Annotated in this window: 20 protein-coding genes; 13 read left to right on the forward strand and 7 right to left on the reverse strand. The window is 41.4% G+C overall.

The window, feature by feature from the left end; translation table 11 throughout:
- Positions 1 to 19: 19 nt before the first annotated feature.
- The 11 genes from MUCPA_RS36765 to MUCPA_RS00925 all read left to right on the forward strand — a co-directional run bounded on the left by MUCPA_RS36765 (position 20) and on the right by MUCPA_RS00925 (position 13,945).
- Positions 20 to 985 (forward strand): ATP-binding response regulator, encoded by a 966-nt coding sequence (locus MUCPA_RS36765; protein ID WP_008503924.1) that lies wholly within the window; start codon positions 20 to 22, stop codon positions 983 to 985.
- 689 nt (positions 986 to 1,674) lie between these two features.
- The gene (locus tag MUCPA_RS00870) at positions 1,675 to 2,292 is read left to right on the forward strand and encodes a TetR/AcrR family transcriptional regulator (RefSeq protein WP_008503926.1); all 618 of its coding nucleotides are present in this window, start codon (positions 1,675 to 1,677) and stop codon (positions 2,290 to 2,292) included.
- A gap of 62 nt (positions 2,293 to 2,354) precedes the next feature.
- Positions 2,355 to 3,581: an MFS transporter gene (locus tag MUCPA_RS00875; protein ID WP_008503927.1), complete on the forward strand. Its 1,227-nt coding sequence runs from the start codon at positions 2,355 to 2,357 to the stop codon at positions 3,579 to 3,581.
- A gap of 152 nt (positions 3,582 to 3,733) precedes the next feature.
- Complete coding sequence (locus MUCPA_RS00880) at positions 3,734 to 3,955, forward strand: hypothetical protein (protein WP_233276828.1); 222 nt, start codon at positions 3,734 to 3,736, stop codon at positions 3,953 to 3,955.
- 23 nt (positions 3,956 to 3,978) lie between these two features.
- Entirely contained in the window at positions 3,979 to 4,542 is a 564-nt protein-coding gene (locus tag MUCPA_RS00885) for a cysteine hydrolase family protein (protein ID WP_008503929.1), read from the forward strand.
- A 161-nt stretch (positions 4,543 to 4,703) separates the two neighbouring features.
- Positions 4,704 to 6,074, forward strand: coding sequence for an exonuclease domain-containing protein (locus MUCPA_RS00890; RefSeq protein WP_008503930.1), 1,371 nt, complete (start codon positions 4,704 to 4,706; stop codon positions 6,072 to 6,074).
- A gap of 857 nt (positions 6,075 to 6,931) precedes the next feature.
- Complete coding sequence (locus MUCPA_RS00900) at positions 6,932 to 9,208, forward strand: ATP-dependent helicase (protein WP_008503931.1); 2,277 nt, start codon at positions 6,932 to 6,934, stop codon at positions 9,206 to 9,208.
- Between the two features lie 579 nt (positions 9,209 to 9,787).
- A complete protein-coding gene (locus tag MUCPA_RS00910; protein WP_040625586.1) occupies positions 9,788 to 10,585 on the forward strand; it encodes a hypothetical protein in 798 nt (265 codons plus the stop codon).
- A 282-nt stretch (positions 10,586 to 10,867) separates the two neighbouring features.
- Positions 10,868 to 11,449, forward strand: a complete 582-nt coding sequence (locus MUCPA_RS00915; protein ID WP_008503935.1) for a SusC/RagA family TonB-linked outer membrane protein — start codon at positions 10,868 to 10,870, stop codon at positions 11,447 to 11,449.
- A 430-nt stretch (positions 11,450 to 11,879) separates the two neighbouring features.
- On the forward strand, positions 11,880 to 12,596 hold the full coding sequence (locus tag MUCPA_RS00920; protein WP_008503936.1) for a hypothetical protein: 717 nt from the start codon (positions 11,880 to 11,882) through the stop codon (positions 12,594 to 12,596).
- A 110-nt stretch (positions 12,597 to 12,706) separates the two neighbouring features.
- Complete coding sequence (locus tag MUCPA_RS00925; RefSeq protein ID WP_008503844.1) at positions 12,707 to 13,945, forward strand: IS4 family transposase; 1,239 nt, start codon at positions 12,707 to 12,709, stop codon at positions 13,943 to 13,945.
- Between the two features lie 399 nt (positions 13,946 to 14,344).
- Here the strand turns inward: MUCPA_RS00925 and MUCPA_RS00930 are convergent, their stop codons facing one another.
- The 7 genes from MUCPA_RS00930 to MUCPA_RS00960 form a co-directional block, all read right to left on the reverse strand.
- Positions 14,345 to 16,252 (reverse strand): DUF294 nucleotidyltransferase-like domain-containing protein, encoded by a 1,908-nt coding sequence (locus MUCPA_RS00930; RefSeq protein WP_008503937.1) that lies wholly within the window; start codon positions 16,250 to 16,252, stop codon positions 14,345 to 14,347.
- Positions 16,249 to 16,947 (reverse strand): 3'-5' exonuclease, encoded by a 699-nt coding sequence (locus MUCPA_RS00935; protein ID WP_008503938.1) that lies wholly within the window; start codon positions 16,945 to 16,947, stop codon positions 16,249 to 16,251. Before MUCPA_RS00935 ends, MUCPA_RS00930 begins: the two co-directional genes overlap by 4 nt.
- Positions 16,948 to 17,121: 174 nt before the next feature.
- Positions 17,122 to 18,333 carry an ATP-binding protein gene (locus tag MUCPA_RS00940; RefSeq protein ID WP_233276829.1) on the reverse strand — a complete coding sequence of 404 codons (1,212 nt, stop codon included), beginning with the start codon at positions 18,331 to 18,333 and terminating at the stop codon, positions 17,122 to 17,124.
- Positions 18,333 to 19,343 (reverse strand): SpoIIE family protein phosphatase, encoded by a 1,011-nt coding sequence (locus tag MUCPA_RS00945; protein WP_008503940.1) that lies wholly within the window; start codon positions 19,341 to 19,343, stop codon positions 18,333 to 18,335. Before MUCPA_RS00945 ends, MUCPA_RS00940 begins: the two co-directional genes overlap by 1 nt.
- Positions 19,336 to 19,749: an anti-sigma regulatory factor gene (locus MUCPA_RS00950; protein WP_008503941.1), complete on the reverse strand. Its 414-nt coding sequence runs from the start codon at positions 19,747 to 19,749 to the stop codon at positions 19,336 to 19,338. Before MUCPA_RS00950 ends, MUCPA_RS00945 begins: the two co-directional genes overlap by 8 nt.
- On the reverse strand, positions 19,730 to 20,140 hold the full coding sequence (locus MUCPA_RS00955; RefSeq protein ID WP_008503942.1) for an STAS domain-containing protein: 411 nt from the start codon (positions 20,138 to 20,140) through the stop codon (positions 19,730 to 19,732). The genes MUCPA_RS00950 and MUCPA_RS00955 overlap by 20 nt, the downstream gene beginning before the upstream one ends.
- Positions 20,141 to 20,144: 4 nt before the next feature.
- On the reverse strand, positions 20,145 to 21,014 hold the full coding sequence (locus MUCPA_RS00960) for an STAS domain-containing protein (protein WP_008503943.1): 870 nt from the start codon (positions 21,012 to 21,014) through the stop codon (positions 20,145 to 20,147).
- Between the two features lie 189 nt (positions 21,015 to 21,203).
- Here MUCPA_RS00960 and MUCPA_RS00965 point away from each other — a divergent pair, with 189 nt between their 5' ends.
- The gene (locus MUCPA_RS00965; RefSeq protein ID WP_008503944.1) at positions 21,204 to 21,542 is read left to right on the forward strand and encodes an ArsR/SmtB family transcription factor; all 339 of its coding nucleotides are present in this window, start codon (positions 21,204 to 21,206) and stop codon (positions 21,540 to 21,542) included.
- Between the two features lie 10 nt (positions 21,543 to 21,552).
- Positions 21,553 to 22,122 carry a DUF6428 family protein gene (locus tag MUCPA_RS00970; protein WP_008503945.1) on the forward strand — a complete coding sequence of 190 codons (570 nt, stop codon included), beginning with the start codon at positions 21,553 to 21,555 and terminating at the stop codon, positions 22,120 to 22,122.

Consider the following 22,122-nt stretch of genomic DNA (forward strand, 5'->3'; position numbering starts at 1 on the left):
AACACGGGAAACAAGGCTTATGCGGAATAATATTACTCAGAATTTTCCTGATACTCCATACATTGTTATTGATAGCTCAAAAAATGTTATTTCGTTCAATCTCAGGGGAATTGATAGTATTAAAATATTATTAAATGTACCACTAAAATTGGGGCAACCTGCTGTAGAAATTTTTCCCCTGGGGCAAGAAGACTACATTTCGGAAATTATTGATCAATGCCTCGCCGGCCAAACGGTAATGGCAGATCTGAGTTTAATTAAAAAAATGGCGCAATTCCCCTTAAAAACTCAAATTCTGTTTATCTCATTAACACTAAACAACGATACACCCTATGCAGTTTGTCTTTTTTTACAAGTCCTTTGCCAACACAACGGAATTTTGCCGACCAATTATTACTCTCGGTTTGCTTCTCATGAATTACGGGCGCCGATAAGCAATATCCTCAGTTTAGCAAATTTCGACAATTACGCACAGGAAAAGTTCGGTTATGGAATAAAAATAAAAGAGTTATTGCAAAATATTTATACCCAGGCTGAAAAACTAAATAATATTATTGCTACCCTTAATAATTTAGTAGCCCCAACGGTCCATTCAGAAGAAATTACGAAATATGAAAAACTGGTGAGCGACCACATCGTACTCGTTGATGACGACCCGCTGATGAATATGATGCACAAAATGATTATTTCAAAACACAACAAAAAAGCAGTTATAAAAGCTTTTGATAAACCTCAAAATGCATTGGATTATATCTATTCAAACAAACCAGATCTTATATTTTTAGATATCAACATGCCCGAAATTGATGGCTGGACTTTTCTAAAAAGACTGGAAGAGTATTCAGCCGACTTTTGTGTTATCATCGTCTCTTCGTCAATTGATCCTATCGAAAAAATTAAAGCTTACACCTATAAATCCGTGAAAGAATTTATTGTTAAACCACTTACTTACGAAAAATTAGTCCCCCTTTTTATTGAAATTTAAAATGGAATTATCAAATGAGCTCAAACCACCTGATTACGAAACAATTACCCAAAAAAAGTCCCCTTTTGCGGCTCAATTGCCCTGGCACGTATTCCAAGAAGCCCATTCGTGGCTTATGTATTCCCCTGGCTTCCATTAATGCATTTTATCTGTTACAAGTGCACCAGGAAATTTTACCGGATTAAAAAGTGACAGATACCCGCCCATCTTATTGAAGCTTAGTTTTTAATATTCAATCACAGATTGAATATCCCCTGCCCTCTCCTCCCCTAATTTTTTTTAGTATTATTAAATCTGACATTGGTTCCGGACGTAGAATCGAACATTTGTTTAGCTGATTTTTATTTTCAGGTGACATAGCCGCGTAGCGCATAATAACTTACCGATAAGAAAAACGGATAAAAATCACTTCCCATTTTGATTCCTCCTATGCACATTTCATTAAGGTAATCATGATTTTGCAAAACTAAACTGAAAAACAAAAAACTATCTTGACGAATAGACAAGCAGAAAGAGCCATTTAAGTACAATAGCAGTAGCCTATAATAACAGTAGTAACTTTTCCAACAAATAACGCGGTTATTAAATTAAGGTGAAGAGTCAACAAGCTTTTGTAAACTTTTCAACATAATTCATCCAAATGTCAGATAAATTTCTACATTTGCTTTAAGTATTAACAAAAAGCATCAATGGCCATTAGCAATCCCTCAAAAGAAGATTTAGTGCAAGAGCAAATTCTGCAGGCTGCTAAGCGTCTTTTCCAGATACATGGGCTTTATAAAGTAACTATGGACGATGTGGCCAAGGCTATTGGTAAAGGCCGTAGTTCAATTTACTATTATTACAAAAGTAAAGATGAAATATTTGATGCTGTAATTGCTATCGAAATTAAGGAAATGCTTGGCGCAATGGCCCGCGCTGTTAATAAAGCAACCACCGTTGAACAAAAAATAAATGCCTTTTGCCTGGCCAAGTTTAAGATAGTAGGCGAAAAAAGGCCTTTTTACAAAACCCTTGATGTAGGGATGGATGCAGATGCCATGTCGCAGTTTAATCAAACTAAAATAGTGCATCATAACCTGATTATGCAACAAGAGGGCGCCTTATTAAAACAGATTTTAAACGATGGAATTGAAGAAGGCGAACTGCAAGTTATGGACGAAAAAAAGCAAGAGATGATCATTTTTGTACTGCTAAGTAGTTTACACGGCTTAAAGCGCGAACTCGTGATTGAAAATAATTTAGAAGCGATTGAGCCTGCGGTTGCTGCATTATCGCACGTGATTATGCACGGAATAAAGAAGTAAAAAAATTTAAGGCTTTTTTGACGTTTTGACAAATAACGTCAAATTATTCACGCAAACATTGAATGGACAAAAAAAACACAACCAGTATTTTCCGCGCTTTCCGAAACTACAATTATGCCTTGTTTTTTGGTGGCCAATCCGTTTCACAAATTGGCACCTGGATGCAACGCACAGCCGTAAGCTGGGTAATCTATTCGCTAACGCATTCGGCTTTTATGCTGGGGCTGGCTGTGTTTGCCCAACAGTTTCCATCTTTCTTGCTTTCGCTACTGGGTGGCATCGTATCAGATAGGTATAGCCGCTATAAAATATTGCTGATTACGCAAGCAGCTTCGATGGTACAAGCAACATTGTTAGCCGTATTAATATTAACCAACCATTATGTGATTTGGGAAATATTGCTGCTCAGTGTTGTATTAGGGATAATTAACGCGTTTGACGTACCGGCCAGGCAACCGATGATACATGAGATGGTGAACAATAAGGAAGACCTGCCTAACGCGCTCGCGCTCAATTCGGCTATGGTAAATATGGCGCGAATGGTAGGGCCAGCCTTATCGGGTATTGTTTTGCAGACCTTTGGCGCAGGCCTATGTTTTTCTTTAAACGCGGTAAGCTTTTTAGCGGTAATTACATCCTTATTGCTCATGAAATTCCCCAAATTCATCCCATCGCCAGTCAAAAAGAACGTCACATCCGAACTGGCAGAGGGCTTTGTATATCTCAGGCAAACTCCTATTATAGGTATCATTATGCTGTTGCTTATTTTTTTAAGCCTGTTTGTTTTACCTTATGATACCATGTTGCCGGTTTTTGCCAAGGTGATATTTAAAGGCAATGCAGCCACCTTCGGGTATATCAGCAGCTTTGTAGGTTTGGGGGCCATTGCCGGTAGTTTTTTTATGGCTTCGGTAAAAAATACCGACCGGCTCACAATCATCTTATTAGGCAGCATAGCAGTTTTAGGTATCGGGCTGATCATGTTTTCGCGCATCAGTTATTTCCCTGCCGCCATGCCGTTTGCAACGTTAATAGGTTTTGGCTCATTGATGCCGATGACAGCGGGCATCACCATTATACAGATGGAAGCAGCATCTAACATGCGGGGCCGTGTAATGAGCTATGTTGCCATGGCTTATTTTGGAATGCTGCCCCTGGGGAGCTTGCTAACCGGAACTATTTCGCAAAGAATTTCGGCCCCGCTTACGATGCTTTGCCAGGGAATACTTGCATTGATTATAGCCATTACATTTACCAGGTATCTGTTAAACAAACCTGTGAAAAATTAGCCGGTAAAAACGAATCAGCATATTTAACTATACATAACTCACTTAAATTATTAAACAGCTTATTATGGAATGGTGTCATTATTTAGGCGGCTTTTGCGCCGGTATGTTTTTAGCCAACTTTGTACCGCATTTTGTCAATGGGATCTCGGGCGATGACTTTCCTACTCCTTTTTCAAAACCGCCGGGTAGGAGGCCTATCTTCGCCGGTAGTCAATGTATTATGGGCTTTATTTAACCTGGTGGTGGGTTACGTACTTTTCAAGGTTAGTCAGGTTGCTTTTGACCGTACCTTATCGCTTGTGCCTTTTTTTGCCGGCTTTGCAGGCATAAGCATCATGTCGGCTAAAGGATTTTCACATAAAGAAAAAAATTGAACACCATTATAAGAGATAATAAAATGGAACAAAAAACACAAAACACTGCCCTTTTGATAATGGACATGCAGGCCGGAATAATTGGCATGCTTCCGGACGCGAAATCCCTGACGCAAAACGTGGCTGAGGCCATCGCCCATGCCAGGACAAAAAAAATACCGGTTATTTTTGTAACCATTGGTTTTAGAGAGGGCGCACCAGAAATCAGCATGAATAATAAAAGTTTTGCAGCCAGCAAAGCCAGATTTGGCACTGTTGATATCGCCCAGTTTATGAAAATCCCGAACGATATTGCTCCGCAACCCGGCGAAGTAACCGTTGTAAAACGCAGGGTAAGCGCGTTCACAGGCAGCGATCTCGAAGTGATTTTAAGAGCCTTCGGCACGCAGCACATCATATTAACCGGTATTGCCACCAGCGGTGTAGTATTATCAACCTTACGCGAAGCCGCAGATAAAGATTATCGTATCACGGTATTGGCCGACTGTTGTGCCGATGGTGATGAAGAGGTACACCGGGTACTTACAACTAAGGTTTTCCCGCGCCAGGCCGAAGTGATTAGACTGGAAGAATGGCAGCAGTTATAAACCATGCTGCGCCATAGTTAAATGAGCAAAATGTGTTAAGATCCGAATATAAGACTCCTTTCTTAAAAACAAGGTTTATATTTCTTATTTTGCAAGCTTTTGCTAAATAAACTAAATAAATTAGCATTTTTTATATATTTGCATAACAAGCAAATATATCCATGTACGCTATTGTAGATATTGAAACCACAGGGGGGCATGCCAGCGCACACGGTATTACGGAGATTGCCATTATTATACATGATGGCCATACCATTACCAACCGCTTTGAAACCTTAATTAACCCTGGTATGCTCATACCCATGCACATACAGGTGTTAACGGGTATAGATAACGATATGGTAAAAAATGCGCCGCCGTTTAGTAGTATAGCGCAACATGTTTATGAAATATTGGAGCCCTGCACTTTTGTGGCTCACAACGTCAATTTTGATTATTCTTTTGTGAAGCACCACCTGATGGCTTCCGGGTATGATTTGCAGAGCCCTAAATTATGCACGGTTAGGCTGGGGCGCAAAATATTTCCGGGGCTCCCCTCCTATAGCCTGGGTAAATTTTGCGGGCATATGGGCATTGATAACAGCGCGCGGCACCGGGCCATGGGCGATGCTGATGCCACGGCAAAGTTGTTTAGCATGATGTTGCTTAACGATAAAGAAGGGCACATTACACACACTTTAAAACAGCGCAGTAAAGAATCATCCCTACCGCCAAACCTGCCGCAACAGCATATTGAAACCCTGCCCGATGCACCGGGAGTGTATTATTTTCATGATGCCAAAGGCAAGGTAGTTTATGTAGGGAAAGCCAAGAGCCTAAAAAAAAGGGTAAAGAGCCATTTTACCAACAACCGGGCCGACCTGCAAAAGCAGGAATTTTTAAAAAACATTCACCAGATAACGCACCAAACCTGCGGAACCGAGCTATTGGCCTTTATATTAGAAACCGTTGAAATTAAACGGCTATGGCCTAAATACAACCGCGCGCAAAAAAGGCATGAGCATACCTATGGCCTTTATCAATACGAAGATCAACGCGGTTACCTGCGCTTGGTTATTAATAAATGGACTAAATATTCGGCGCCCTTATATACCTGTAATTCCCTGCTGGAGGGTTATGGCTTGCTAAACCAGTTGATAGCGGATTTTGACCTGTGCCCTAAACTGTGTTTTATCCAGAAAAACGATCAGCCTTGTCCGCGTAACTTAACCAAACCCTGCGCCTGCCAGGTTACCGAAACACCTAAACGTTATAACAGCCGAGTTAACAAAGCTACCACGCACCTCAAGGCGGCTTTATCAACTTTTGCTATACGCGATAAGGGCCGGCACGATGATGAATACAGTTGCATCCTGATAGAGAATGGCGAATTTTACGGCATGGGCTATATCAGCAACAGTACCGTTACCGATAATGGCCTATCATCAATCAAAAGCCTCATCACCCCTTACCCCGGCAACAGCTATATTAAAAGCCTGGTAGCCAACTACGCCATCAGTTACCCGGACCGGAAGCTGGAGTTTAGCTTATAGCTCAATTCTTTTGATCAACCTTATTCCAAAAAGACAATGTCGTGTCGACGATAAAATGCCGGTTATCGTTTAGTCAAAGTCATTAATACCTATAATGACGCGTTGTTAAGTTATTTATTTACAGCACCATACCACCCTCCATCATGTCATCCCGACGGGAGGAGCCATCTTTTGCGCGCGATAAGTATGCAGCATATCGGTTGCGCTGATTGTCAATCTGCTTATTTTGCGTTAATAATCAGTAGCTCTTAATTTAGAACATCGGCACGCTCAATCGCCGCGTGAAGAAGCCCCACCCAACCCTCCCCGGTAGGAAAGTCTCCCCTACCGGGGGAGATTATGCACTGTGTTTGCATTTGGTGTGCATGAGAGCTCCGCTGTTTAGAGGGGGCTTTGGACTGCCCCATCCTTCCGCCCACAGGCCAGCTCCCGGCCCGGCGTGCAGTTGGGCTTTTGCGCACTTTTCTTTCAGCGCTTAGTAATCTACAGGTTTCAAACGTCATCCGTATTTTTTTCCGGTTGGCCTGGTCTGTTACTTAGCCAGGAATTTTGCCTCAAAACGCCAGACTAAGTACTCTTAACTTTACACTGATCCTCAAGTGTTTTGAATAAAGTTCCGTAATACTGCGTTAAGGATTGCAGTGAGCCCGGAGCGGAGCGAGGACTTGGAACGGAAAGTCTGGGCCGAAGGCAACGCCCCAATTTTAATTTTACGCAATAATCAGGTTTATTATTTTATAAAAACGTTAACGCAAGTTTTGCTCTATCCAACCGCCCTTGGCCAACAAAATATCCACACCGGTAAAAATCTGCAAGCAAAACCTTAATTTCGCGGCAACAGAAAAGAGGAGAAGATTTTGGATTATTTAAAGGGATTAAATCCTTCGCAACAACAGGCGGTATTACAAACCGAAGGCCCGGTGATGATTATAGCGGGTGCCGGTTCGGGCAAAACAAGGGTTATTACTTATAGAGTGGCCCACCTGGTACAAAAAGGTGTAGACTCGTTTAACATACTGGTACTTACTTTTACCAACAAAGCGGCGCGCGAAATGCGGGAGCGGATTATGCACGTGGCCGGCCCCGATGCCAAAAATATTTGGATGGGCACCTTTCACTCGGTTTTCGCCAAGATATTACGGGTTGAGGCCGACAAGATTGGCTACCCAAGCAACTTTACCATTTACGATACCGACGATAGCAAAAGCGTATTGCGTGCCATTATTAAGGAGATGAGCCTGGATGATAAGCTGTACAACCAGAATTTTGTAATGAGCCGCATATCGGCTTCAAAAAACAACCTGGTATCGTGGCAGGAATATCAGCAAAACCCGGATATACAGGCGGATGATTTTTCGAGCGGGCGCGGGCAGTTAGGAAAGATCTATGAAAACTATGTGAACCGCTGCTTTAGGGCCGGTGCAATGGATTTTGACGACTTGTTGTACAAAACCAACGAACTGCTAAAAACCCATAACGACGTACTTTATAAATACCAGAACAAGTTTAAATACCTGATGGTGGATGAGTACCAGGATACCAACTTTTCGCAATACCTGATTGTGAAGAAACTGGCCTCTATTAACCAGAACATTTGCGTGGTGGGTGATGATGCACAGAGTATTTACGCTTTCCGCGGAGCCAATATCCAGAACATCTTGAACTTTGAGAAGGATTACCCGGACTTGAAGGTGTTTAAGCTGGAGCAGAATTACCGATCTACGCAAAATATTGTGAATGTTGCCAACAGCATTATCTCTAACAACAAAGAGCAGCTGAAGAAGAACGTATTTTCGGAAAAGGAAGCCGGCGATAAAATTAAGGTGATGCGCGCCTTTAGCGATAATGAGGAAGGCAAGATGACCGCCGAGGCGATTTTTCAGGACCATGCCAACAAGGGCATGAAATGGAATGATTTTGCTATTTTGTACCGCACCAACGCACAATCCAGATCGATGGAAGAAGGTTTGCGTAAGCTTAACATTCCTTACAAAATATATGGAGGCCTCTCCTTTTATCAGCGTAAAGAAATTAAGGATTTAATATCCTACTTCCGCTTAACTTTTAACCCGAACGACGAGGAGGCCTTGAAAAGGGTGATTAATTACCCTAAACGTGGTATTGGCGATACTACGGTTGACCGGATTATTGTGAGCGCGGGACAAAATAACATTAGCCCCTGGGAAGCGATTGTTAACCCGACTCAGTTTTTGGATAGCCGGACAGCCAATACGGTTGCCAATTTCGGGATGATGATCCAGAGTTTCCAGGTGATCACCAAAACCATGTCGGCCTACGACTCTGCTTTGTATATTGCCCAGCACTCGGGTTTGCTGAAAGACCTTTACGAGGATAAATCGGTAGAGGGACTGAACCGTTACGAGAACATACAGGAGTTGCTGAACGGTATCAAAGAGTTTTCGGAACGGGAAGACCTGGAAGAAAAAGGGCTGGATATTTTTATGCAGGACGTTGCCTTGCTGACTAACGACGATAAGGATAAAAACAAGGATGCGGATACGGTATCATTAATGACGATCCACTCGTCAAAAGGGCTTGAATTTCCGCAGGTATTTGTGGTGGGCCTGGAAGAAAACCTATTCCCGTCGCAAATGTCGCTCAACTCGCGTACCGACCTGGAAGAGGAACGCCGCTTATTTTACGTAGCCGTTACCCGCGCCGAAAGTAAGCTTACCATAAGCTACGCCACATCGCGCTTTAAGTTTGGCACCCTAATTAACTGCGAGCCAAGCCGCTTTTTAGACGAAATAGACGCCCAATACCTGGAGCTTGATTTTACTGCCAAGAAAGCGCCTGCAGGCAACCCCTTCTTTGAGGATGAACGCAGCGCATGGGCAACAAAGGATACTTTTAGCAAACCAAAAGCGGCCACACCGGCAACCAATATTAAAACAACTTCGATTTTAGCTAAAGCGCACGTACCAACCCCCGGCTTCGCGCCGAGTGATACATCGGGCTTGCAGGTTGGCATGGAAGTGGAGCACGAACGTTTTGGTTTTGGTAAGGTATTAACCTTAGACGGCAATAAACCGGATATTAAAGCGACGATATTTTTTAAAGAAGTTGGGCAGAAGCAGCTGTTATTGAAGTTTGCCAAGTTGAGGATTGTTTAAAAGGGCTGAAAATAAAATCGGGGAATTAGTATAGTTCAACAATTTGGTAAGTTTACAAGAAAGTCTTTTTTAAGTTGATGGTGGTATTAAAAAGCTTAATTGCAATTGCTGGTGTTTTACTAACCTTATATTATTTAACACTTTACTATAAGGGAAAATCGAGCATTAAAAAAGTTGTCTGGATATTTTTCTCAACATGGCTATTACTGGTTATCATTTCAGTTATTGAGTTTATGGTATATAGCCATAATTAATCAAATTGCGGAAGAAAATACTGATTAATAAAATGGTACGCTTCTGATTTCTCAAGGGGTTTAAAGTCAGCCTTCTTTCGGAGCAGTTCGATAGTGTCCCGAAGTTTTTGTTCGCGTTTTTTTTCGGCAGCAGATTGGCATCCTGCTAAACCCATCAACAAAAACAGCATAAACATTCGCATGAGCTAAATTAATCATTAAATGAATAATCAATCATAAAGCATCATCATTAAATTCAATTTCCCACCGGCCAAATTTTATACCTCTCCCCTTTTTTAACTCGTAACCTTCCTTATTTTTGATGGCTATCACCCAAGGGCCCTCAATGAACAGTTATATCAAAATTTGTATTGAAATTGTGGCAACAACTTTGGTGGCGGCCTGGGTGATCTGGAAGGTATGGCCGGAAATGAAGGCCAATAATATCTTCATCAAAAATCCATTCCGTTACAAACAGGGGCCGGCAAGGCTGCTGCGAAAATTACAACACAAGAAAGATATATTTGGAGTTGCGGTAACTGCCGGTGTTGCGGGCCTTGTGTTATCTATTTACAGGGTTATCAAATTAAAATACGAGGGGCCAAATTACCGGAGCGGTTATATTGATTATTTGCCGGCAAGATTTTTCTTTATCAGCCTCGCGTTACTCATTGGGCTTTTTTTTCACATACTGAACGATGACCCTGAAAACGACTTGTTTAGAAACTTTAAGTATGCCTTAAAAGCATGGCTCACCGGTATATTGGCATCACCTATCATTGTTTTATTAATCAATAACCATACCATAGCCAATAGCTTTAGGGCCTTTTACCTTTACATTAAAATAGCCATTATTAGCAATGGTTTAGCCTGCCCGGCATTTATCACGCTGATATTTGCCGCAAACTACTTTAGCAAAAAGCCTTGGAAAACGCCAAAGAAAAAGTTATTCATGATGATATATACCGGTGCCGTTTTTATATTATTGCTATTGTTAGCGCCTCTTGGCGTTAGCTACGGATTAGGTGGCTTGAGCAGTTGGCTTAGCCAAACTATTATTACCGGGCTTGGTATGGCCTACTATTCCATGGATCAGACCATCTACAGCGACGAAACAGCCCATCTAACCAATACTATTGACTAACTATACTACCCACTCTTAGCCGACCATAGGCCGGTTAATGTTTGAAATAACCCTGCCATTAATCCAATGGCGCCTGATTTAAATAGTGATTAGGGATATGCTTTTATTTTAACATTTTAGTTGTATAACTAAAGTATTAGTTATACATTAGCATTACCAATTAATATTTACCCTTACCCCATTAAGAATTGAAAACATAAAACTGCTCATATAAGGATCTATTTTAACCCAAATAACTAAAAACTTAGTTTAAATAAACATTAACCACTAACAATTAAAAACATGAAAACTACCTGTTTAACAATCCTACTCTTATTAAATTACATGGCTTTAAGCGCACAGGTTCGCATACATCCAGGTAAAGACTCAACCACTACAAGTAAGCCATTGACGCGGAAGCCCCTGTATGTTGTATTTTCGTCTGGCAAGATTATCATGAAGTCGACCAGTCAGGATACTTCTGTTTTAAACAAGATAGATCCGGCATTTATTCAATCCATGACTGTGATTAAAGATAGCACCGCCATCAAAAAATATGGGAGCGATGCAAAATACGGTGTAGTTGAGATCAACATGAAAGACGGCAAATTCCCCAAGCAATTAGTGATTAAAAATACCGTAGCGCAGGCGGATTTGAAAGTGCGCAAACCTTTGTATGTTGTGTTCTCGTTTGATAAGGTGATACTGAAGTCGGAAAGCCAGGATACGTCCTTTTTAAAGAAAATAGATCCGGCATCTATTCAATCTATGAATGTAATTTCGGACGGCGCCGGGATTAAAAAATACGGGAACGATGCGCAGGATGGTGTAGTGGAGATTCACATGAAAGACGGAACATATCCGAAAGGTTATAAGCCTCAATAAAAAGACTATAAGTTGATGGGACTTTAACTGAAAAAAAGTCCACATCGCCAATATGCATCCAGGAAAAAGGGTATCGGTTGTTGCTTCGGCAGGCAACTTGATATCCTTTTCTAATTAATGATGGCTACATGATGAATGAGATGCCTTAAAAATGACTAATCAGTCGCGAACAGTTTGTTTACATATAAGTTACCCACACACAGCAAGACATAGATTGGATATATAGCGGAATAGCACATGTTAGTAGCTATAGCCCGGCAAGCGAAATATTATTTCCAAAAGAGTAACAGGTGAGAGTACAAATGCATGGCTGGTGTTGAGCTAAATTGGGGCTAACACATTACTATACAATAGTAAATTCGCATTGCACAATTTAAAAATTATATTATATTTGTTACTCTAATTATACTATTAATTAACCGACAGCAAAGTGAAAAGGACTCTTTTACATTTTGGAGTTGTTGCCTTTGTTTTTTGCGTAGCATTAACAGCATGTAAAAAAACGAATGTAGCAAGTTCCGCCAGCGATCCGCAGCTCAACTTCGTACTGCAATCAGATAATCCATCATTTACCTTTGCCTCAGCAGGTGCAACCAATGGGGCAACAGGCGGCCAGGCATTTAGCTGGAATTGGGGAATAGCCAGTATTACCAAATTCCGGATGAGTGCAAAAAGAGGCGGCATGCCAGTGGAATATTCTTCTTCAAATTTAACTAATGTGGATCTTTTTTCGCTTGTGCCAAGCCTATCAAGCATTAGTATACCCAAAGGCGATTATACCGAAGTAAAAACTACAACCATATTTACCCAAACTAACGGTACAGATTTTCCAGTTATATTAAAAGGGACTTATGTAACAGGGGCAGGAGGCCATATCCCCGCTGAATTTGACTTGAACGATAACCTGGAAATTAACGTGCAGGTAAATAACATTATAGCGGACGGAAGCAAGGATTTTACCACCAAAATAGCCTTACACTTAAACCTGTTTTTAAATAGCATAAGCGCACAGGAAATTGATGCCGCTACACGTACCAACGGCACTATATTGATCAATAAAACAATTAATACATCGCTGTACAATAAAATAAAAGGCAATATGCTGGCCTGCGCAGCATCAACATTGCTAAGTGCAGCCAAAAAGTAGAGCCCCCCTGCCCCGTGAAGGGGCATAGCCGTCAACTTTAGAAAAAAAAGGGATAAAATTTTTTTAGAGCAAGAATCGGAACTGCAAAATTGCAGTCATTATTCGAGCGAATGAGTTCGGAACTATTTGAACCAACGGTGTTAGATGGCCTGGCCCGTAAAACAGAGGCTATACAACGCAAACGAAAAGTGGGAGGCAAGGAACTATTGGATATGGCGTTATTTGATGGAGATCAATCGTTTAACGGCATGAGTATGCAGTTAATGCGGAGGGATGGGCTTGATATTTCGAAGCAGGCATTGCATCAAAGACATCACAGCAATATGACAAAGTTTGTACAAGCCGTTTTTGAGCAATTAATAGCAGTTGAGTTACCGCAAGAGCAAACACAGGGCTTGGAGATCCGTATCAAAGATTCTACCCGTTTCGCGTTGCCGGAAGTTATTGCAGAGACATTCCCCGGAACAAAAGGAAGTGGGATGAAAGCGGGAGCATCTGTACAATTTGAATTTGAAATCAAAAGTGGTAAAAGCGATATCAAAGTAACTCCGGCCAACGCAAATGACCAGGGTGAGAGTCATCTGGACAAGGCATCAATTCAGCCGGGGGTATTATATATGAGAGATCTGGGTTACACTCACTTGAGTTATATGAACAATATTAACAAAGTCAAAGCTTTCTTTATTAATAAATTATGTCCGAAAACAACGATTTATCTATTAAAGGACGACCAATACCAAAAGTTAGAGTTGTCGAAACTACAAGGCATAACCGGCGTATTTGATCAACAGGTATATATCGGAGCTGATAAGATGCCGGTAAGGATAATAATAGAACCGGTAAGTGAAGAGCTCAAGGCAAGGCGGATAGCCAATACTGAAAAGTACAATAAAAAGAAAGGCAGTACCACCAGTAAGGGATTCAAAGAGCGGGCAGGGTTTAACTTTATTGTTACCAACCTGGTGAGCGAAAAATATAGCGCTGAATTGATCCAAAAGTTATATCACCTGCGATGGCAGATAGAATTGGTTTTTAAAGCATGGAAGTCGTTTTTAAAGATACACACGTTCCCCAAAGGAAGTTCGGATCGTATAACCAGTATATTATACAGTAAGTTGATCTGGGCAGTTTTGAGTTGGAAAATATGCATGGCTATCGGTAAGATAGGTCAAATTAGTGTTTTAAAGGTGCATCGACTAATCGCTTCTACGAAAGAAGAATTGCGAGCGCAGCTTTTAGGGATATGCTCAAAGTGGTTAGCTCTGTTGGAGAAATTAAACTTAAAGCACCTTTCAAAAGAGCACAGAAAACATAGGTTAAAAATAGAAGAAATTGTAATAAGTATTTGATTATTAGATATTTAAATACTATATTTAGATAGTTAAACAAAAATAAGAAAGGCGGGGTCATCTAAACCTCCCCGCCTTAAAAAACGAAAAATATGAGAGTAAAAATACATAGGTTTGCCCATGCGGGCAAACCGCGCCTAAAAATTAAATAACTGAAAATCAACAATATATGAGTACAGCTACTTAAATTGACGGCTATGCCGTGAAGGGGGAGTTTTTGATAGCAAGGTGCTATTGATGGTTGATGGTTAATAAAATCCATGAACTATTAACCATCAACTACTGTAGTTTCAACGATAAAATGTCGGCTAATGTTGAACTAAAGTAATTAATTATCAGTCAGGAATGCCGAATTTTGACTCAAAACTCCGGACTAAGTACTCTTGACTTAATACTCCCCTAACCCAGCAAATTGCCGGTGAACTCCATGCGGATACGGGCCTGGAATCCTTCGATGGTTTTAAAGATTTCCGTTAGCGTTACGCGTTCAATTTTAGTGAGCGTGTCCGGGTCGATATAATTATTGGGCGCCATTTTATCGTGAATAATTTGGGTAGCCTGCCTGCGCAAGCGCATGCCCATTAAAAAATAATAGGACTGAATGAGCTCCAGGTAAGCCGATTCGGTAAAAATGCCGATATTCTTTAATGCCTTTAAACGTTCGCCGGTATTGACATCGAAGATGTGATTTTTAAGCGCATAAACGCGTGCCAGATCTACAATGGGCGTCATGGCTTTTTTGATATCGAAAACCTCTTGCGAGCCTTTGGTAAAGGTGCGGATCTTTTTAAAAAAAGTTAAAGGCGGCTCGTATTGTAAAGCATTTTTAGCCATATGGAAAAACAGTTTCTCCATAGGTTTTTGCAATTCAGAATCCAGAAACTCCTTTAGCTCTGTCATGATGGCCTCTTCACCGTACAGGTAACGGCAATCAAAAAAAGTAGATATTTTCACCACGCTCTCGGGCACAGACTCGGCCATCCAACTGGCGTAGTTACGTTTCCAGTACGATAACGAATGCGTCCACTCGGGGTTCATCGCCATAAAGCCTCCTTCGCAATAAACAAAACCTATATAGTTCAATTTATCCGATACCCGTTTGGCAAATTCTAAAAAATATTCTCTAACCTCTTCACGATGCTCGTTGGCCTTATCTTCATAAATAATAGCGTTATCTTGGTCGGTTTTAAAGGTTTGCTCTTTGCGCCCTTCGCTACCCAGCACCATAAACACAAATTTAGCCGGTGGTTTACCCATCTCATCAACCACGCTTTCAATTACCTTAATGGCTATGGTATCTGCAACGGTGGTAATCACCTGGTTAACTATCTCGGCATGTACACCCCGGCCAAGCAATTGAGTAGCCATTTGAGGTACAGTTTCCCATTTACGTTTCAACTCATCCACAGAAAGTGCCAGCTTAACCGACTGGATAAACACCAGCGGAGATTGCGCCTGCTCGCTCAATAACTTGGTGCGGCTGATAAAGCCCACATAATTGTTCGCTTTTTTGATGAGCAAGTAACGGGTTTTGGTACGAAACATCATTAAAATAGCTTCATACACGTAGGCTTCTGTACTGATAGAAACAATTGGATTATCCATCACTTCAATCACAGGCTTATTGGCATCCATTAATTGCGCTACTACATTATCCCGCAAGGTAATATCGGTAACATAACCTATAATATCGTCGGCCTGGTTCTTTACAAAAATACAACTGATTTTATTTTGGGCCATCAGGCGGGCGGCTTCATAAATAGGCGTATCGGCAAAACAGGCTACAATATCCCGATATTCAATACTTTCTATCTTACGGGAATATAATTGCTCCGATGCGATGTAACTTTCTTCAAAAGTAGCAGGGCGCTTAAAAAAATGAGCAAATTCATCATTCAGCATCATGTGGCCGAACTCGGATGTAAAATGCTGAAAAAACTCGTCGTAGGCTTTACACAGCGACCTGAAATCCCGACGGTGCAAAAAGTAGATCAGAGTACCTTTTTTGGCAACCACCGTACGGATGGATTGCTTTCGATTGATAAGCACAGAAATACCGCCGAAACAAAAGCCGGTGCTATGATGCTCCAACAGCCGTTTATTATGTGAGCTATCGTAAAAAAAAGACTCGTATTCGCCTTCAACAATAATATCTACGCCCCGGAGTTTTGTAACCTCCTGCTGGTAAATAACAGTTTCTTTAGTATATCTAATCTCCTGTAGCTGCTCGGCAACTTCTTGCAAAACATGCTCTGGCAGCAGGTTAAAGGGATTAACGGTTTTTAAAAACTCTACCCGGTTCATCATAGCCAATATGCAATTAAAAGGGTTATTATTAACAAAAATAAAACAGGTATTCCGCAGCCGTTTTTTAAAACGTAAGGTTTCTTTTTTTCGCGTTCAAGGGCTTGCCTTTGTATACTGGCATCGGTAACAACACCGTCGCGCATCATTTCAAAAAAGCATTCGGCCGTAGCTTCGGCATCAATTATGGCATTATGCTGGTTATATAAAGTTCTATTAAACAGGGCGCTGTATAATTGCCCCAACCTTAAATATTCAACTCGTGGGTTGCGGCCGTAGCCTTTACTGCCCAACATGGTACAATACCGCGGAAGCGTATCCATTGGGTTATCCATACCAATGCGGTAAAAATCCACCCCGGCAATATTATAATCAAGCTCTACGTAATGGCCAACTACCATGGGCTTGTATTGCAACATGTCCTGGTATAACAGTTGCATTACATCTTTGCGCCACTCGCCGTGCAGGTTTAAAAATTCGCGGCTAATACCATGTATGTTGTAGGCTTCGGGATTGATTGTAAAATCATCATCGCGGATGTAATGGTTATTCCGCTTTATCTCTTCCCCGGCGCGCGTATAGATTATCCATGATACCTGCAACGCATACGGCCAATTGGCATCGTTTGAGTAAGGTTGCGACCAGTCTTTAGGTAGGCCGGATGTTTCGGTATCAATAAACAAAAAATAATCTTGCACGACGTAAATTTAGGAAATTGTTTTGAAGTCGGCCCGCTGGTTTGGGGATGATTTGGAATATTAAATGCTCAATTGACGGGATATTTAAAATTGTGGATCGGATAAAAACCAGAAACTATGATGAGCCACAGAAATAAAAACGGCCTCGAAGCTATACCCACCGAATATTCCCGGTTATCTGGAAACGGTACAAGGAAGAGAAATATAAAAAACGGATCCGTTATGGATCTCGCTTTCGGCCCATATTTTGCCGCGATGATCTTTAATGATTTGGGCTGTGATATAAAGGCCCATACCCAGGCCGGCATAATTGTTAGAAACGGTCTCGGCACGGTAAAATTTATTGAATATAGATTTAATCGACTCTTCGGACATGCCAATACCCTGATCGCTCACGGCAATAGTAACATTTTTTTTATCCGCGCTTAGGGTGCAAACAATATTAATCACTGTATTTTTGGCCGAGTACTTAGCCGCGTTGCTGATGAGATTTGAAAATACCTGCTCCATACGCAAACTATCCACTGATATATTAACCCCGCTACAAACCGAAAATTCCAGTTGATGGCCGGGCGTAATATTTTGCATAATAGAAACCATTTCGGCAATAAATTCGTCCAGGCTAACGGTTTGCATATTATAATCCAGCTTACCATTTTCTGCTTTGGATATATCTAAAAGTTGCTTCACCAAATCGTGCAACTTGGCCGACTGACTATCTATTTTAACCAAATACTGCCTCACCCTTTCGCTGCACTCGTCCTTAGCTTTTAGAGCCATTTGCGTGTAGGCTTTAATAACGGTAAGCGGTGTTTTAAGTTCGTGGCTGGCTATCGATATAAATTCGTTCTTTTTATCGTCTATAAATTTGGATCTTTTGATCTCCTCTTCTTGTTCGGCGGTTATCTGGTTAAGGGCTACGTTCTTTCGTTTGATTTCCTCGTAAGGCGTAGCAGGAACTTCTTGTTTAAAATAGTTTTTAAGATAGTCGAGCTTAACCTTGTTGGTGTTTAACGACCGCGGCAAGCCAATTTTCATTTCAATACGGCACAAATTACCATCCCGAACCATTTCAAACTGCGGAACCAGCCGCTGCGCGTAATAAACGCCTTCGTCAGCTTTACCCAGCGTGAGGTCGCTGTTAAAGGTAACCAGGGCCGCCAGTTCATGTCGTTGCCCCTTTTGCACAACGCCAATATCAAGTTCTCCATTATTAGTAATATCGATCACGGTGCGGGCAATTTCTGATACGGCAGTGGCAAAAGTGGTTTGGGTAGCAATAGTAAGGCCTAATAACTCCGCCACCTTCATGCAGCGTTTGTTAGCCAATATCAGGTCCATTTCGTTTTCAAGCGAGATTTTGATAATCACTACCATGTTTACCATTACTTGAGCTTGGTTACTATGATTGACATATCGTCGGTTTTACGAGCCTGATCCTTATAAATTGCAGCTGCTAAAATTGAAAGATCATATTTGCTGATGAGCGGAAAACGGCTAAGATCCCAGCGTGTTTTTATACCGTCGGAACAAAGAATTACCTGGTTAAACTGCTCGGATGTAATCACTTGATCATTCATCGTATTAGGGATATTGTGCCCTACAATGCCATTGTACGACATATGATTACGCAATGCCCCAACCCCAACCAATTTGGTAGCAATATTTCCAATACCTGTCATGGTCCACTTTTTTTGGTTAAAATCATAACAAACAATGGCCGCTACGGCGCCGCGTGTTTTCCTGATGGCGCTGTGTATAAACCGGATGGTTTCCGTAGGGCTATATTCCGGAAAAACCCTGAACGCTTCGGCGGCTTCGTTAACTGCTTTATTGGCCTCGGGGCCATGGCCAAGTCCGTCGGCCAGCATAATTTTCAAATAATCGTTGTTAATTTTATAAATAAACCCATCTCCGCTACAGGTTTCGCCGGGTTTACTCAATATAATGGATCGCACATCAGCCTTCAACGTATTTTTTACCGATTTGCTGTCGTTATATACGCGACTTAGAATGATGGTGCCCCAGTCTGGTATCGAATAGATTTCAAAAACGTCCGACAGGCGCTTGATACTCCCCAAGCCGTTGCCCATGGTGTTGGTAGTTGATACGCCGTCTTGCATCATTTTAGCAATATTGGATATCCCGGGACCGCGATCAATACTGATGAGTTCGACATACGGCGAACCACCATTTGTAAAAATACCCATTAAAATTTCGCCGCCATTGGCATATTTAAACAGGTTCGATGTCATCTCGGCAACAATCAGATCAAGCTCATTTATTCTTTTGATGTTTATACCTGCATCCAGCGCCCTTTTATGTATCTCTTTTTTTAATAAAGAAAAATAACTCCTGTCATCAGCCGCAAAGCTTATATGTGTTGCATCAACCATTTGCCCATTTTAATATGGTAACTGTAGTCCCTTTACCAACTTCGCTCTTAATATCAAACTCGTTTACCAGCCGTTTAGTTCCGGGTAAACCCAGACCTAAACTCTTACCGGTTGAAAAACCATCTTTCATGGCCTGGGCTATATCCGGTATGCCGGGACCCTGATCTATAAAGATCAACTTGATGCCATTATCCCTGCCTCGCGAAACAACTTCTATTTTCACCTCGCCCCCGTTACCATACCGCAGCATATTACGCACAAGTTCGCTTGCCGCTGTAATTAGTTTAGTTTGGTTAACCAATCCCATTTTAATTTTAACGGCAAACTCTTTTACCCTGTTGCGGAAAAGGATTACATCCTGTTCTCTAACTATCTTGACTGAGTCTTTAGTTAGTGTCAGAATCATCTTCTTCTATCTCTTCTTCTTCTTGTTCCGGATCTTCATCAATCATAGACCTCAGCAAAACCATGCCCTTTTCAACATTGAGCGCTGTATGCACGCCTTTTAAAGGCAAACCCAATTCAATCAATGTAATCGCTACGGCAGGCTGCATACCAACAACAACAGTTTCGGCATCCAATATTTTAGACATACTTGCAATGTTCCCGATAATTCTGCCCATAAACGAATCAACGATTGATACGGCAGAGATGTCTATTAACACCCCCTTTGCGCTGGTTTTATTAACCATCTGTACCAGGTCGGCCTCCAGGTTTAATGCTAACCTGTCGTAAAGGTCAACCTGTATGGTCACCAATAAAAAGGGCCCCATTCTTAGAATAGGAATTTTATCCATGATATTAAATTAAATTTTTGTTTTGGGTGCTAACTTTTCTTACTTCCAGCTTCATAACCTTAAAAGCATATGCCAATGCACTTGCCAGCGATGCTTTTGTAATAATGCTCGAAAGATCGATCCCTAAATGCACCACGGTTTGAGCAATTTCCGGGCGGATACCGCTGATAATGCATTCTGCCCCCATCAAACGTGTAGCGCTTACTGTTTTGATGAGATGCTGAGCCACCAGCGAATCAACCGCCGGTACACCAGAAATATCCAGGATAGCTATACTTGAACCTGTATTTACAATTTCCTGCAACAAGTTCTCCATTACTACCTGTGTGCGGGCGCTATCCAAAGTACCAATGATGGGTAAGGCTAAAATACCATCCCAAACACGGATTACTGGAGTTGATATCTCAGTTATTTCGTCCGTTTGGCGTAAAATAACTTCTTCGCGCCCTTTAATAAAGGTTTCAAAAGTGATAACGCTCAAATGGTCCATCAGCCTGCCTATTTTCATACTCTCGTTAAACAACGTTTCGATATCGTTTTTAACTTCTTGTTGCAGTACTTCCAAAAGGGCCTCTTTTAAACTAAAAACAAAGTTCCCGGTTTCGCGCGGACTAAAGCCCTGGCGTGCGCGGGTGATGGATATGCCCCCCAATATCTCGATAACCGGATCCCATTTTTCGGAATTAAGATCGGTAAAATTCTCTTCGACCAAGTTATTCAGCAAAGCGTCAATCAACTCTTCTGACTGGCTTCGTAACTCTTCATTGCTGATCAGGTCCTCACGAAGTCCTTCATCAGCCAACTGGTTATTCATCCAGGTTTCCAGAACGCTTTTTTTCTTTTTTTGTAGCAATTTAAATATGGTTAATGACATTGTGAATAGAAAATATGAAACTAAGGGCTAAAATTAAAAGGTTAAACAGATAAAAGTCATTCGATTAATAAACGATTAGGAAAGGCTACGTACAGAAAATCAAATATGTAATATTAATCATTAAAATTCAAAAAATTATTTGTTTTTTTAATCCATCAAATCGTATATTTGCGATATATAATTTAACAAATGGCGATTAACAAAAAAGAAGCATTTACCAATACCGACCAAAAACTGGCCGACCTGGCAAAAGCCATGGCCCATCCCGCAAGGATAGCCATACTGAGGGTATTGGCAGAGCGCAGCACCTGCATTTGCGGCGAAATAGTTGAAGTGATGCCGCTGGCCCAGGCTACGGTATCGCAACATTTAAAAGAATTGTTAAATGCCGGGCTTATTAAGGGGACTATTGATGGCAAAAAATCGTGCTACTGCATCAATTGGGAAGCTTTTAAAAATTTCAACAGCGCGTTTAATACCCTTTTCGGGGATATGGAAAATGCCGCGCTTAATCAAAACTGCTGCTAAACTTAACATCATGAACAATACAGAAGCCATGAATTGGCAAAAATTTAAAAATCAATTGACTCAATACCCTGATTTGTATCTTCAGTTTCAATATGCCGAAAGTAAATGGGTTGATGCATCATACCATATTACCGAAATTAAACAGGCACCTATCATTTCGGTAGATTGCGGCGGCGTAATGAATAGCTGGACAGAGATCATCATACAGCTTTGGGAACCGGGCACAACAAACCAAGAACCGGGCATGCAGGTGAGCAAAGCCTTATCCATTATTAACCTGGTTGAAAACAAATTGCAACTGAACCCATTAGGCGTGGTAAAAATTGAATTTGGCAACTCGCAATATGATACCAGGCAGATGTACCCCGGAGAGATGACGGCAGACGGTGAGAATTTAATTATCGACCTACGCCCTGATTTTACCCAATGCAAAGCCATTGAACGGGGCGGCAGTTGCGGCACAACTACCAGCGGCGAAGAATGTTGCGCCCCAGTGGTTACTGCCAAACCGAAAGTTGAGTTAAAAAACCTGGCAATGGCCGCCGAAAGCTGCTGTACACCTGGCTCGGGATGCTGCTAA

It is taken from the genome of Mucilaginibacter paludis DSM 18603, from assembly GCF_000166195.2.
Lineage (GTDB): Bacteria > Bacteroidota > Bacteroidia > Sphingobacteriales > Sphingobacteriaceae > Mucilaginibacter > Mucilaginibacter paludis.

Excerpts from the sequence above, each read along its gene's own strand:
- MUCPA_RS36765 (WP_008503924.1), top strand. The coding sequence starts at position 20 with ATGCGGAATAATATTACTCAGAATTTTCCTGATACTCCATACATTGTT.
- MUCPA_RS00870 (WP_008503926.1), top strand. The coding sequence starts at position 1,675 with ATGGCCATTAGCAATCCCTCAAAAGAAGATTTAGTGCAAGAGCAAATT.
- MUCPA_RS00875 (WP_008503927.1), top strand. The coding sequence starts at position 2,355 with ATGGACAAAAAAAACACAACCAGTATTTTCCGCGCTTTCCGAAACTAC.
- MUCPA_RS00880 (WP_233276828.1), top strand. The coding sequence starts at position 3,734 with ATGACTTTCCTACTCCTTTTTCAAAACCGCCGGGTAGGAGGCCTATCT.
- MUCPA_RS00885 (WP_008503929.1), top strand. The coding sequence starts at position 3,979 with ATGGAACAAAAAACACAAAACACTGCCCTTTTGATAATGGACATGCAG.
- MUCPA_RS00890 (WP_008503930.1), top strand. The coding sequence starts at position 4,704 with ATGTACGCTATTGTAGATATTGAAACCACAGGGGGGCATGCCAGCGCA.
- MUCPA_RS00910 (WP_040625586.1), top strand. The coding sequence starts at position 9,788 with ATGAACAGTTATATCAAAATTTGTATTGAAATTGTGGCAACAACTTTG.
- MUCPA_RS00915 (WP_008503935.1), top strand. The coding sequence starts at position 10,868 with ATGAAAACTACCTGTTTAACAATCCTACTCTTATTAAATTACATGGCT.
- MUCPA_RS00925 (WP_008503844.1), top strand. The coding sequence starts at position 12,707 with ATGAGTTCGGAACTATTTGAACCAACGGTGTTAGATGGCCTGGCCCGT.
- MUCPA_RS00930 (WP_008503937.1), bottom strand. The coding sequence starts at position 16,252 with ATGATGAACCGGGTAGAGTTTTTAAAAACCGTTAATCCCTTTAACCTG.
- MUCPA_RS00940 (WP_233276829.1), bottom strand. The coding sequence starts at position 18,333 with ATGGTAAACATGGTAGTGATTATCAAAATCTCGCTTGAAAACGAAATG.
- MUCPA_RS00945 (WP_008503940.1), bottom strand. The coding sequence starts at position 19,343 with ATGGTTGATGCAACACATATAAGCTTTGCGGCTGATGACAGGAGTTAT.
- MUCPA_RS00950 (WP_008503941.1), bottom strand. The coding sequence starts at position 19,749 with ATGATTCTGACACTAACTAAAGACTCAGTCAAGATAGTTAGAGAACAG.
- MUCPA_RS00955 (WP_008503942.1), bottom strand. The coding sequence starts at position 20,140 with ATGGATAAAATTCCTATTCTAAGAATGGGGCCCTTTTTATTGGTGACC.
- MUCPA_RS00960 (WP_008503943.1), bottom strand. The coding sequence starts at position 21,014 with ATGTCATTAACCATATTTAAATTGCTACAAAAAAAGAAAAAAAGCGTT.
- MUCPA_RS00965 (WP_008503944.1), top strand. The coding sequence starts at position 21,204 with ATGGCGATTAACAAAAAAGAAGCATTTACCAATACCGACCAAAAACTG.
- MUCPA_RS00970 (WP_008503945.1), top strand. The coding sequence starts at position 21,553 with ATGAACAATACAGAAGCCATGAATTGGCAAAAATTTAAAAATCAATTG.